This is a genomic window from Bathymodiolus thermophilus thioautotrophic gill symbiont (genome assembly GCF_003711265.1).
Taxonomy (GTDB): Bacteria; Pseudomonadota; Gammaproteobacteria; order PS1; family Pseudothioglobaceae; genus Thiodubiliella.
The window spans coordinates 758,100-773,694 of sequence record NZ_CP024634.1 but is presented as its reverse complement, the minus strand read 5'-3'; the positions used below and the strand labels follow the sequence as shown (position 1 = coordinate 773,694).

At 42.6% G+C, this 15,595-nt stretch carries 3 protein-coding genes; all 3 read left to right on the top strand.

Annotated features, from left to right (window positions below):
• Positions 1 to 34: 34 nt before the first annotated feature.
• The 3 genes from MS2017_RS02715 to MS2017_RS02700 all read left to right on the top strand — a co-directional run bounded on the left by MS2017_RS02715 (position 35) and on the right by MS2017_RS02700 (position 15,355).
• On the top strand, positions 35 to 6,709 hold the full coding sequence (locus MS2017_RS02715; RefSeq protein ID WP_122951174.1) for a beta strand repeat-containing protein: 6,675 nt from the start codon (positions 35 to 37) through the stop codon (positions 6,707 to 6,709).
• Positions 6,710 to 7,361: 652 nt separating this feature from the next.
• Positions 7,362 to 9,707 carry a cadherin repeat domain-containing protein gene (locus tag MS2017_RS02705; protein WP_122951172.1) on the top strand — a complete coding sequence of 782 codons (2,346 nt, stop codon included), beginning with the start codon at positions 7,362 to 7,364 and terminating at the stop codon, positions 9,705 to 9,707.
• A 647-nt stretch (positions 9,708 to 10,354) separates the two neighbouring features.
• A complete protein-coding gene (locus MS2017_RS02700) occupies positions 10,355 to 15,355 on the top strand; it encodes a beta strand repeat-containing protein (protein ID WP_122951171.1) in 5,001 nt (1,666 codons plus the stop codon).
• Positions 15,356 to 15,595 lie beyond the last annotated feature (240 nt).

Here is a 15,595-nt window from a genome sequence, read left to right as displayed (position 1 = left end):
AAATAACTGTTAATTACCAACCTAGGAGTTTTTTATGAATACATTCAATCGCTTTATTATCGCCACTTTGTTAGTTTTTTTCACTTCTCAAGCCTTTGCTTCCAATCCAGTCATAACGGAACTTAAAAGAATAGATGTTAAAACTTTTCGAATAACTTTTGATCAGCCGGTTCAAGGATGGGATAGTTTTAATGCGAGCGCAGCTGAACCAGAGATAAATTACAGACTATACAGAGGTACAACTTATTATCTTGGAGCGCCTGGTGTTTCACAAAGCAGTTATGCATTGCGAGTTATGACACCAATTAACCCCAATGGCCGATTTGCTATTCAATGGACATGGGAGGAAGCCCCTGCATTAGCCGCTATGGATGTTGCCAATATAAACTCTGTGAATGTTGACATGAGTTTTTATATGGTGAATAGCGGCTATGAAGGCATGAATGGCTCAGCGCAAACAATCTCCCTTACCGATTACCTCTCTCTCACCATCACCACAACCAACCTAACAACCCCTGAAGAAGTTCAAACTGTTACCACCCTCGCTGCTAATAGAGATGGCGCAACCTTTTCGCTAGACGGCACCGCCAACAACAACAACCTTTTTAAAATTGAAAATAGCGTATTAAAATTCAAAAATGCCAACGGTGCAGATTATGATACCACCTCATCAAAAGTTTACACCATTCACCTCAAAGCCAGCAAAAATGGAGAAACCGATGCCACTAAAACCATCACTATCACCCTAACCGACACAAATGATAACCCTCCTACCGACATCACCCTCAGTAACAGCACTTTAACAATAGTTGAAGGTGTAAATTATTTTGACAATGATCCCAACTATTTATTTTTAGTCGCCAACCTCGGTGCAATAGATGTTGACACCACAAACACTTTTACTTTTTCCTTGGAAAACAACACTGGTAATTTTTTCAAAATTGTTGACGGCACCAAATTAAGGATTATCAAAACAGCTGATTATGAGACCAACAAAACCTTAAGCGTTGATGTTAAAGTAACAGACGGCGCAGGCCATGAATACACAAAAACAGTAACTGTAGTAGTTACCGATGTAAATGACAATACCCCTAAAAATCTCCAGCTCAGCACCTTAATCATTATCGATGGTACACCTGCCAACACTCAAATTGCCACCGTCTCTGCCACCGATGCCGATGCTAACACACAATTTTATTATGAATTTGTAATTGGTGAGAATGACAACAACAAGTTTGCACTCACCATTGATGGCAAGTTAAGCATTACCGAGACAGTCAACCTTGCTACCAAAAGTTCCTACAAAGTTTACATCCGTGTTGCTGATGGTAACGCAAGCGATCCTTTGAAGCGTGATTTACTTGGGGAATTTATTTTAACCGTAAAACCCAGACTTACCATTGCCTCTAGCAACACACTAAATATAAATGAAGGCGAAAACACCACCCACACCCTTACTGCCAACGAAAATGCCACTTTCAGCATTATTGAAAACGCCAGCAACCTATTCAGCCTTAGCGGCGCCAACAACACAATCCTAACTTTTAATGGCACCACCACCGACTTTGAGAGTAGCACCAAATCCTACAGCGTCAAAGTCAAAGCCACCACAGGTAACGAAGACTACAAAAACACCGAACAAACCATCACTGTCAACCTAGTTGATATCAATGACAATACTCCCACTGACATTCTTCTAACAGGTAATATTGATAACAATGTAGGCACCATTGAAGACGACAAAAGAAAATTATTAGACGGATCCTCCTCTGGTACAGTTGCCACATTAACAACCACTGATGCCGATACCAATAACACCTTCACCTACACACTGACCAACAATCAAAACAACACTTTAAAGATTTCAAACGATGGCACAAAATTAGAACTACAAGCAACTGTTGACTACGAAACCAATACCGATAAAACACTCTCTTTTAGCATTAAAGTCAACGATGGCAATGGCCATGAATTCACCAAAGACTTTACACTTGAGATTAAAGATGTGGATGATGTCGCTCCCACAAATATCCTTATCAATACCACTAATATTGCCGATAATATCCCTGCTAGCATGCAAGTTGCTTATTTTTCTGCTGTAGATTCAGACACGGTTGGTACACATAGATATTCCTTTAACAACCTCAGTAGGACTGATAATGCTGACAACAACAAATTCACCCTGAGTACAGACGGTAAATTAAGCGTTAAAGAAACCGTTAATTTTAGCACCCAATCACAATATCATATTGCCATTAAAGTTGCTGATGCAGTTGGTGATTTCACCCTAGGGTTCACCTTAAATGTCGTTCAAACACTTACCATCACCTCACCAGCCACTGCCACCGTAGCCGAAAACAGTAGCAAAGTCATTACACTTACTGCCAACAGAGACAATGTAACTTTCGCCATCACAGATGGTGCAGATAAAGCCAAATTCACCCTTGACGGCACCCAACTCACCTTCGTTGCCACCGATTTTGAAGCCAGAGCCAACGACAACACCTATGAAGTTGTAATCACCGCCAGAAAGACAGGTGAAACCGATGCCACCCAAACCCTAATAATCACTTTGACCGACCTCAACGACGAAACCCCCACTGCCATCACCTTCACAGGCAACCTTTCCATTGCTGAAAATACTGCTACTGGCGCCGAATTAGGCACCTTCTCTACCACTGATGCCGACACAGGCGACACCTTTACCTATACCAGCAGCAACACCGCCGCCTTTACCTTTGACAACAACAAACTCAAACTCAACGCTACCCTAGACTATGAAACCACCACCAGCCTTGCCACCACCATCACCGTAACCGATGGTAACAGCCACACATTTAACAAAGATTTCACCTTCACCATCACCGATACCAACGACATCACCCCCTCTAACATCCAACTCAGCACCACCACCATTGCCGACAACACCACAGCTGGTATCGTCATTGCCACCCTCACTGCCACTGACGCAGACACCACAGGCGAAACCATAGCTTACACCCTCGGTGGCACCGACGCCACCAGTTTTACCATTAGCGGCAACCAATTAAAAACTGCATACGCCGTTGTCTTTGCCAATAAATCCAGTTACAACATCAGCATTATTGCCTCTGATGGTGTCAACGCCTCCGCCCCAATGAATTTCACCCTTGCTGTCTATGAAAACCTTGCCATCACCTCATTAGCCACTGCCACCGCCATTGAAAATACCGCCAAAGCCATCACCCTAATTGCCAACAAAAGTGGCACAACTTTCGCCATCACAGATGGCACAGACAAAGCCAAATTCACCCTTAGCGGCACAACACTTACCTTCGCTGCCACCGACTTTGAAGCCAGAACCAACGACAACACCTATGAAGTTGTAATCACTGCCAGAAAGGCAGGCGAAACCGATGCCACCCAAACCCTAATAATCACCTTGACCGACATCAACGACGAATCCCCCACTGCCATCACCTTCACAGGCGACCTTTCCATCGCCGAAAATACTGCTATTGGCGCCGAATTAGGCACCTTCTCTGCCACTGATGCCGACACAGGCGACACCTTTACCTACACCAGCAGTAACGCCGCCTTTACCTTTGACAACAACAAGCTCAAACTCAACGCTACCCTAAACTATGAAACCACCACCAGCCTCACCACCACCATCACCGTAACCGATGCTAACAACCACACATTTAACACAGATTTCACCTTCACCATCACCGATACCAACGATATTACCCCTTCTAATATTCAACTCAGTAACACCGTCATCGCCGACGGCACCACAGCTGGCACCACCATCGCCACCCTCTCTGCCACCGATGCAGATACCGTTGGCACATTGACTTACACCCTCGGTAGCACCGATGCCACCAGTTTTACCATTAGCGGCAACCAATTAAAAATCGCACACACCGTTGCCTACAGCACCAAATCCAGTTATAACATCACCATCACCGCCTTCGATGGCGTCAACACTTCCGCCCCGATGAACTTTAGTTTTAGCGTCAATGCAAATTTTGCCATCACCTCATCAGCCGCTGCCACCGTAGCCGAAAACAGTAGCAAAGTCATCACACTTACTGCCAACAGAAATGACGCAACTTTCACCATCACAGGCGGTGCAGACAAAGCCAAATTCACCCTTAGCGGCACAACACTCACCTTCGCTGCCACCGACTTTGAAGCCAGAACCAACGACAACACCTATGAAGTTGTAATCACTGCCAGAAAGACAGACGAAACCGATGCCACCCAAACCCTAATAATCACCTTAACCGACATCAACGACGAAACCCCCACTGCCATCACCTTCACAGGCGACCTTTCCATCGCCGAAAACACTGCTATTGGCGCCGAATTAGGCACCTTCTCTGCCACTGATGCCGACACAGGCGACACCTTTACCTACACCAGCAGTAACGCCGCCTTTACCTTTGACAACAACAAACTCAAACTCAACGCTACCCTAGACTATGAAAACACCATTAACCTCACCACCACCATCACCGTAACCGATGCTAACAACCACACATTTAACACAGATTTCACCTTCACCATCACCGATACCAACGATATTACCCCTTCTAATATTCAACTCAGTAACATCGTCATCGCCGACGGCACCACAGCTGGCACCACCATCGCCACCCTCTCTGCCACCGATGCAGATACCGTTGGCACATTGACTTACACCCTCGGTAGCACCGACGCCACCAGTTTTACCATTAGCGGCAACCAATTAAAAATCGCACACACCGTTGCCTACAGCACCAAATCCAGTTATAACATCACCATCACCGCCTTCGATGGCGTCAACACTTCCGCCCCTGTAAATTTCAACTTTAGCGTCAATGCAAATTTTGCCATCACCTCACCAGCCACTATCACCACCATTGAAAAAGCCGACAAAATCATTACACTTGCTGCCAACAGAGACGATGTAACTTTTGCCATCACAGATGGTGCAGACAAAGCTAAATTCACCCTTGACGGCACCCAACTCACCTTCACTGCCACCGACTTTGAAGACGGAGCCGAGAACACCTATGAAGTTGAAATCACCGCCAGAAAAACAGGCGAAACCGATGCCACCCAAACCCTGACGCTTACCCTCGAAAAAATAGTTGAAATTACCCTTGCCAATCAATCCCGATCTGTCAACGAAAATTCAGCCATTGACACCAACATCGGTACCCCTTTAACAACCATAGGCACAATTTCAACCTTTGAAATTACGGCTGGCAACGACGACGGCTTCTTTAAAATTAACAACACAGGACAAATCCAAGTCGCAAAAAACACCCTAAACCACGAAGACAAATCAAGTCATATCCTAACAGTCAAAATAACCAGCACCAACGCCATAGACAAAACCGCCCAAATCACCATTATTATCACCGATATTGACGACACCGCCCCCACCAACATTGTCCTTAGCAAATCCACCATTACCTCTAACGCCCTTGCTGATACGATCATAGGCACCTTGTCTGCCACCGACACAGACACAACAAGTAACTTAATCTATAATATTATCGGTACCAACGACAATTTTGAAATTATTGGCAATAAGCTAAAACTCAAAACAGCAGCCAGTAACATTACCTTTCCAATCACCATCACCATTACTGCCAGCGACGGCACCCTTACCTCTGCACAACAAAACTTTACAATCACCAAAACCACCATTAACCTTAACATTGCTCCAGTCATCAATCAATTCATCATTACTCAAGGTGAAAAAGAAGGTCGGATAATTAGCAAAGATGGTGGAGAGGTTAAAATTCATGCCTTAGTAGACACACAGACTTACGAGTGGAGTAGCGCTGATATTAATATTAATAATGGTGCAAGCGCAACGCTGACCTTTGACCCCGGAACGATAACCACATTCGGCACTATAACCATTAAATTAAAAGCCACAACTGGAGAGCACACATCAGAAAGAACCTTACTGCTCAAATTAATTGAAAAGAGTAAAGATGTTAAGGGTGATAGCGATGGTGATGGCATCCCCGATGAAAAAGACATTAACAATGCTGGCAATAAAATCCAAGCAGGCGAAGGCGAAAACAAAGGTAAAGCCATCACCAGTAAGAGAAACACTAGAATATTATTAGGTACGCTTGCTCTAGGCAAAAATTCCACATTTTTAACCCTTGATCAAATGAAAGAATATGTAACAACCAGTAATCTACCTGACAAAACCAAAGACACACTAACGACTGGTGCTATTTATGACTATGTCGTTGAAGGCTTAAGCACCACAGGCACTTCTGAAGTGATTATCGAACTCACCACGGCAACCCCTAAAGATGCAGAGTTGCGCAAATATTCGTTAGTCAATGGCTGGTCTGCTTTTGTGAATAATAATGACAATACAATTAAATCCAAAATCAGCACAACCTGCACCGATGATAACTGGCAAACTGGGTTAATCACAGGTGCAACTTGCCTTAAACTAACCATCAAAGACGGCGGTGAAAACGATACCGATGGTCAACAAACCGACAACACGGGTGATGTTAATGGTGTGGTTGCAAGTACTATTTCAATTGCAACGCCCGTTGTTAATGATGGTGGCAGTAGTAACAATAGTGGTGGTGGTTGTGTTTACAACCCTAATGCATCTGCCAGATTTGATATAGGTTTTATTTTATTAATGACATTGAGTGTTTATTATTTAATCAGAAGAAGACGCCGATTTTCTTATTAAGTAAATAAATCAAGTAAAAATACTGACAAAAAATCCCTGTGAAAATAGGGCGGGTTACAAATCCGTCTTTATCTAAAACAGCATGGGAATAAAGGGCTTACATAAAGAACACCTCCAAAAAACCCAATACAATTGATGAAAAGTATAAAACAGCACCTTTTTCTAACTTCCTTAAATCGCACTGGGGTTTTTGGAGGTACCCTGAATGTAAACAAGAATAATAGTTTTACTCAAAATTTCACACAGAACTAATTATCACAAGTGGAGAAGAATTTGCAACCCTTCCTCGCCCCATTTCACAAATCCCATTCACCTCGCCAAAAAATACACCGCACTAACAATAAAAAAGCCCCACAAGTCCCAATTTTATGGAATAATTCCTGACTTATGAACACACTACATTGTTATAATAGCACTGCATCGTACCGCACCGCAAATTTAGCAATATTTGGGCTTGATTCAAGCCAAATGACTTTTTATTTCTCCACCCTAACTACTTGCCTCGTTAACCGAGGTTTTTTGTTTCCATTATCTTTATTACAATCATTGAAAAAAATTTATATTTTTGGCGCTTATGACAGGGCACTCTCATTCACTATTACTTAGAAACAACACAGAAAATAACCATTAATTACCAGCTAGGAGTTTCATTATGAATATGTTCAATCGCTTTATTATTACCTTATTTTGTCTATTGACTTTATCAGCACAAACGCTAGCCCTTGACTTCACTCAAGTCACTAAGAACACAACCTACATTCTTAGCGATACGCAAAAAACTATACGAGTTACACTTGATGATTATGCACTTGCTGTGGATCGAGATAACCGTTTCTTTGATGAAAACAATAATCAAATTGCTCTTCATGGCTTTGTCAGTAGATCTGGTGTTGGCACCAGTATTACTACACATTTGAAATTAGGAAGCATTGACTACACTCTTCCCTTTTACAAAACCTGGGATTTAACACTTGAACCCGCAACCATTGCAATAATAAAAGACCAAGGAGGTAAAAGATTCACCATGCAAACTTATTATGAGAGTGACCAACCCATTCCCTCTGCGTTTATTGGCGCAAGTATCAATGACACAGAAAGCCCTTCAATGCCCCAAAGAACCATTAACCTCTGCTGGGAGTCTTGCCCAGTTCCAGCCACCCTCACCATCACCTCCACCAACACATTCCCCGCCAATGAAAAAGCAGCAAGTACCATCCACATCCTCGTCGCCAACGACACCACCGCCACTTTCAGCATTACAGAAAACACCAGTGGCTTCTTCAGCCTTAGCGGCACCAACAACAACACCCTAACCTTCAACGGCACTACCACCAATTACGAAAGCGCCACAAAATCCTACACCGTCAAAATCAAAGCCACCACAGGAGATGGCGACGATAAAAATACCGAACAAACCATCACCGTCAACCTAGTTGACCTCAACGACGAACTCCCTACCGCCATCACCCTCACAGGCAACCGCACCATCGCTGAAAACACAAGAACTGGCACTGAATTAGGCACACTCTCCACCACCGATGCCGATGCCAACGACACTTTTACCTACACCAGTAGCAACACCAAATTTACCATTGACAACAACAAACTCAAACTCAACACCACCCTAGACTACGAGAACGCCACCAGTCTTAGCACTACCATTACCGTAACCGATGGCAACAATCACACATTTGACAAAATCTTTAATTTCACAGTTGGCGACATAGACGACACTGTCCCAACTAACATTCTACTTAGTAATGTAAACTTGATCAAAGGCCAACCCGCCAATACCTTAGTCGGCACCCTCAGTGCCAGTGATGTAGATACCAACACTCCCCTTACCTTTACCGTCAACGACACCACCAACTTCAAAATCGTCAACGGCAATGAACTCAGAACCAACAGATCCACCACTGCCCTCGGAAACACGATCAACATTAACATCACCGCCAGTGACAATACTAACGACTCCGCTCCACAACCCTTTACCATTGCCATTACTACCACTTACATCGCTGCCCCAGTGATCGCCCAATTTAGTGTAACCCAAGGTGAAAACAAAGGTCCCTTAATCAGCAAAGACGGTGGAGAAGTTACCGTCAGCGCCTCAGCAGGCACAGGAACTTACACTTGGAGTAGTAACGATTTTTCTAACACAAGCGCCAGCAAGACTTTTGTTTTCAATCCCCAAAGTACCAACATCGGCACCCGAACAATCACATTAAAAGTAACGGCTGGCGATTTTTCATCAGAAAGAGTATTAAAACTTAAATTAGTTGACACCTATCCCAATGGACGAACAGACACAAACGGCAACGGCATTTCCGACAGCAAAGAATCAGGAAATAGCGACAATGAATTACCCGCAGGCACAAACAAAAAAATCACCAGTCCAGGAAGTACTAGAATATTACCTGGTATCATGGGCGAAGATTCTGGGCAACTAACCCTTGATCAACTAAAACAATACAGAGTAGCCAACCACCTATCCGACTACACTAAAGACACCTTAGCCACTGGCGATATCTACGACTATATAATCGAAGGCCTAAGCGCCACTGGTGCCTCCACCCAAGTAATCATTCAACTCGCCACCCCAATCCCTGCAAATGCAGTATTGCGTCAATACTCACTAGCGACTGGTTGGCGTAATTTTGTGGTTGATAACAATAACAGCATACAATCCAAAACCAACACAAGTAATATCTGCACCGATGGCACTTGGCAAACTGGATTAGTCACAGGCGCAACCTGCCTGAAACTAACCCTTAAAGATGGTGGAGAAAATGATAGCGACAACCAAGCCAACGGCGTGATTGAAAGTACCATTTCAATAACAACGCCTGTTGTTGTCGGTAGTAGTAATAGCAGTGGCAGCAGTGGCGGTTGCGTTTACCATCCCAATGCACCTGCTAGATTTGATACAGTTTTTATTCTGTTAATGACATTGAGTGTTTATTATTTAATCAGAAGAAGGCGCCGATTTTCTCATTAAGTAAATAAATCAAGTAAAAATACTGACAAAAAATCTCTGTGAAAATAGGGTGGGTTACAAATCCGTCTTTATCTAAAACAGCATGAGAATAAAGGGCTTACATAAAGAACACCTCCAAAAACCCCAATACAATTGATGAAAAATATAAAACAGCACCTTTTTCTAACTTCCTTAAATCGCACTGGGGTTTTTGGAAGTACCCTGAATATAAACAAGAATAATAGTTTTGCTCAAAATTTCACACAGAACTAATTATCACAAGTGGAGAAGAATTTGCAACCCTTCCTCGCCCCATTTCACAAATCCCATTCACCTCGCCAAAAAATACACCGCACTAACAATAAAAAAAGCCCCACAAGTCCCAATTTTATGGAATAATTCCTGACTTATGAACACACTACATTGTTATAATAGCACTGCACCGCACCGCAAATTTAGCAATATTTGGGCTTGATTCAAGCCAAATGACTTCTTATTTCTCCACCCTAACTACTTGCCTCGTTAACCGAGGTTTTTTTGTTTCCATTACCTTTATTACAATCATTGAAAAAAATTTATATTTTTGGCGCTTATGACGGGGCACTCATTCGCTATTACTTAGAAACAACACAGAAAATAACTGTTAATTACCGACCTAGGAGTTTTTTATGAATACATTCAATCGCTTTATTATCACCACTTTGTTGGTTTTTTTCACTTCTCAAGCCTTTGCTTCCGATCCAGTTATAACGGAACTTAAAAGAATAGATGTTAAAACTTTTCAAATAACTTTTGATCAGCCTGTCCAAGGATGGGAATCAGTCACAGAATCAATAGATAATCCAAGGGTATCTTACAGTATCAATAAAGGTGCAACTTATTATCTTGGGTCGCCTTCAAGTAATAGTCCGTCAAGAACTCTAACGCCAATTAGCCCCATTGGTCGATTTGCTACCCAATGGACATGGGAAGAAACTGCTATACTTGCCACTCTAGATGCTGATAATCTAGACTCTGTGGATATTAATTTGGGCACCTATGTGGCTAATAACAACAATGAAATTGTTTTAAAAAATTTAAAACAAACAATCTCCCTTACCGATTATCTCCCTCTCACCATCACCACAAACAACCTAACAACCCCTGAAGGAGTTCAAACTATTGCCACCCTCTCTGCTAATAAAGATGGCGCAACCTTTTCGCTAGACGGCACCGCCGACAACAACAACCTTTTTAAAATTGAAAATAGCGTATTAAAATTCAAAAATGCCAACGGTGCAGATTATGACACCACTTCATCAAAAATTTATACTATCCACATTAAAGCCACTAAATCAGGTAAAGCCGACACCACTAAAACCATCGAAGTTACCCTAACTGATGTAAACGACAGCACCCCTACTGACATTACCCTCAGCAACAGCACTTTAACGATACCTGAGGGGCGTTATGAGGAAACCAGTAGTATTTCCAGCCGTTTATTTCTAGTCGCCAACCTCGGTGCAATAGATGTTGACACCACAAACACCTTTACTTTTTCCTTAGAAAACAATACTGGTAATTTTTTCAAAATTATTAACAACACCAAACTAAGGATTATCAAGTCAGTTGATTATGAAGTCATTAAAACCCTAAGTGTTGATGTCAAAGTAACAGACGGCGCAGGCCATGAATACACAAAAACAGTAACTGTAGTAGTTACCGATGTAAATGACAATACCCCTAAAAACCTCCAACTCAACCCCTTAACCATTATCGATGGCACACCTGCCAACACCCAAATTGCCACCACCTCTGCCACCGATGCTGACACTAACACACAATTTTATTATGGGCTTGTAGATGACAACACGACTGACAACAATAAATTTTCAATCACCACTGATGGCAAGTTAAGCATTACCGAGACAGTCAACCTTGCTACCAAAAGTTCCTACAAAGTTTACATCCGTGTTGCTGATGGCAACGCAAGCGATCCTTTGAAGCGTGATTTACTTGGGGAATTTACTTTAACCGTAAAACCTAGACTTACCATTACCTCTAGCAACACACTAAATATAAATGAAGGTGAAAACACCACTCACACCCTTACTGCCAATGAAAACGCCACTTTCAGCATTATTGAAAACACCAGTAACCTATTCAGCCTCAGCGGCACCAACAACGCAACCCTAGCCTTCAACGGCACCACCACCGACTTTGAAAGCGCCACCAAATCCTACAGCGTCAAAGTCAAAGCCACCACAGGTAACGAAGACTACAAAAACACCGAACAAACCATCGCCATCAACCTAGTTGATATCAATGACAATACTCCCACTGACATTCTTCTAACAGGTAATATTGATAACAATGTAGGCACCATTGAAGACGACAAAAGAAAATTATTAGACGGCTCCTCCTCTGGTACAGTTGCCACATTAACAACCACTGATGCTGATACCAATAACACCTTTACCTACACACTGACCAACAATGAAAACAATACTTTAAAGATTTCAAACGATGGCACAAAATTAGAACTACAAGCAACTGTTGACTACGAAGTCAATACCAATAAAACACTCTCTTTTAGCATTAAAGTCAACGATGGCAATGGCCATGAATTCACCAAAGACTTTACACTTGAGATTAAAGATGTGGATGATGTCGCTCCCACAAATATCCTTATCAATACCACTAATATTGCCGATAATATCCCTGCTAGCATGCAAGTTGCTTATTTTTCTGCTGTAGATTCAGACACGGTTGGTACACATAGATATTCTTTTGACAACCTCAATGGTGTCAATAATGCTGACAACGGCAAATTCACCCTAAGTACAGACGGTAAATTAAGCGTTAAAGCAGCAGTTAATTTTGCCACTCAATCGCAATATCATATTGTTATTCAAGTTGCTGATACAGGTGCCACTTTCAGTCGAGGGTTTACCTTAAATGTCGTTCAAACACTTACCATCACCTCACCAGCCACTGCCACCGTAGTTGAAAACACCAACAAAGTCATTACACTTACTGCCAACAGAGACAATGTGGCTTTTGCCATCACAAATGGTGCAGACAAAGCCAAATTCACCCTTAGTGGCACAACACTCACCTTCGCTGCCACCGACTTTGAAGCCAGAACCAACGACAACACCTATGAAGTTGTAATTACTGCCAGAAAGACAGGCGAAACCGATGCCACCCAAACCCTAATAATCACCTTAACCGACATCAACGACGAAACCCCCACTGCCATCACCTTCACAGGCGACCTTTCCATCGCCGAAAACACTGCTATTGGCGCCGAATTAGGCACCTTCTCTGCCACTGATGCCGACACAGGCGACACCTTTACCTACACCAGCAGTAACGCCGCCTTTACCTTTGACAACAACAAACTCAAACTCAACGCTACCCTAGACTATGAAAACACCATTAACCTCACCACCACCATCACCGTAACCGATGCTAACAACCACACATTTAACACAGATTTCACCTTCACCATCACCGATACCAACGATATTACCCCTTCTAATATTCAACTCAGTAACATCGTCATCGCCGACGGCACCACAGCTGGCACCACCATCGCCACCCTCTCTGCCACCGATGCAGATACCGTTGGCACATTGACTTACACCCTCGGTAGCACCGACGCCACCAGTTTTACCATTAGCGGCAACCAATTAAAAATCGCACACACCGTTGCCTACAGCACCAAATCCAGTTATAACATCACCATCACCGCCTTCGATGGCGTCAACACTTCCGCCCCTGTAAATTTCAACTTTAGCGTCAATGCAAATTTTGCCATCACCTCACCAGCCACTATCACCACCATTGAAAAAGCCGACAAAATCATTACACTTGCTGCCAACAGAGACGATGTAACTTTTGCCATCACAGATGGTGCAGACAAAGCTAAATTCACCCTTGACGGCACCCAACTCACCTTCACTGCCACCGACTTTGAAGACGGAGCCGAGAACACCTATGAAGTTGAAATCACCGCCAGAAAAACAGGCGAAACCGATGCCACCCAAACCCTGACGCTTACCCTCGAAAAAATAGTTGAAATTACCCTTGCCAATCAATCCCGATCTGTCAACGAAAATTCAGCCATTGACACCAACATCGGTACCCCTTTAACAACCATAGGCACAATTTCAACCTTTGAAATTACGGCTGGCAACGACGACGGCTTCTTTAAAATTAACAACACAGGACAAATCCAAGTCGCAAAAAACACCCTAAACCACGAAGACAAATCAAGTCATATCCTAACAGTCAAAATAACCAGCACCAACGCCATAGACAAAACCGCCCAAATCACCATTATTATCACCGATATTGACGACACCGCCCCCACCAACATTGTCCTTAGCAAATCCACCATTACCTCTAACGCCCTTGCTGATACGATCATAGGCACCTTGTCTGCCACCGACACAGACACAACAAGTAACTTAATCTATAATATTATCGGTACCAACGACAATTTTGAAATTATTGGCAATAAGCTAAAACTCAAAACAGCAGCCAGTAACATTACCTTTCCAATCACCATCACCATTACTGCCAGCGACGGCACCCTTACCTCTGCACAACAAAACTTTACAATCACCAAAACCACCATTAACCTTAACATTGCTCCAGTCATCAATCAATTCATCATTACTCAAGGTGAAAAAGAAGGTCGGATAATTAGCAAAGATGGTGGAGAGGTTAAGATTCATACCTTAGTAGACACACAGACTTACGAGTGGAGTAGCACTGATATTAATGGCACCAATATTAATAATGGTGTAAGCAACGCAACGCTGACCTTTGACCCCGGAACGATAACCACATTCGGCACTATAACCATTAAATTAAAAGCCACAACTGGAGAGCACACATCAGAAAGAACCTTACTACTCAAATTAATTGAAAAGAGTAAAGATGTTAAGGGTGATAGCGATGGTGATGGCATCCCCGATGAAAAAGACATTAACAATGCTGGCAATAAAATCCAAGCAGGCGAAGGCGAAAACAAAGGTAAAGCCATCACCAGTAAGAGAAACACTAGAATATTATTAGGTACGCTTGCTCTAGGCAAAAATTCCACATTTTTAACCCTTGATCAAATGAAAGAATATGTAACAACCAGTAATCTACCTGACAAAACCAAAGACACACTAACGACTGGTGCTATTTATGACTATGTCGTTGAAGGCTTAAGCACCACAGGCACTTCTGAAGTGATTATCGAACTCACCACGGCAACCCCTAAAGATGCAGAGTTGCGCAAATATTCGTTAGTCAATGGCTGGTCTGCTTTTGTGAATAATAATGACAATACAATTAAATCCAAAATCAGCACAACCTGCACCGATGATAACTGGCAAACTGGGTTAATCACAGGTGCAACTTGCCTTAAACTAACCATCAAAGACGGCGGTGAAAACGATACCGATGGTCAACAAACCGACAACACGGGTGATGTTAATGGTGTGGTTGCAAGTACTATTTCAATAGCAAAACCTATTGTTAATGATGGTAGCAGTAGTAACAATAGTAGTGGCAGTGGTGGTTGTGTTTACAACCCTAATGCATCTGCCAGATTTGATATAGGTTTTATTTTATTAATGACATTGAGTGTTTATTATTTAATCAGAAGAAGACGCCGATTTTCTTATTAAACAAATAAATCAAGTAAAAATACTGACAAAAAATCCCTGTGAAAATAGGGCGGGTTACAAATCCGGCTTTATCTAAAACAGCATGAGAATAAAGGGCTTACATAAAGGACACCTCCAAAAAACCCAATACAATTGATGAAAAGTATAAAACAGCACCTTTTTCTAACTTCCTTAAATCGCACTGGGGTTTTTGGAGGTACCCTGAATAAGACCCCTGCATAGCACCCTAAAACCAACCAT

Bases quoted from the DNA above. Each gene is read 5' to 3' on its own strand.
- MS2017_RS02715 (WP_122951174.1), top strand. From the start codon at position 35: ATGAATACATTCAATCGCTTTATTATCGCCACTTTGTTAGTTTTTTTC.
- MS2017_RS02705 (WP_122951172.1), top strand. From the start codon at position 7,362: ATGAATATGTTCAATCGCTTTATTATTACCTTATTTTGTCTATTGACT.
- MS2017_RS02700 (WP_122951171.1), top strand. From the start codon at position 10,355: ATGAATACATTCAATCGCTTTATTATCACCACTTTGTTGGTTTTTTTC.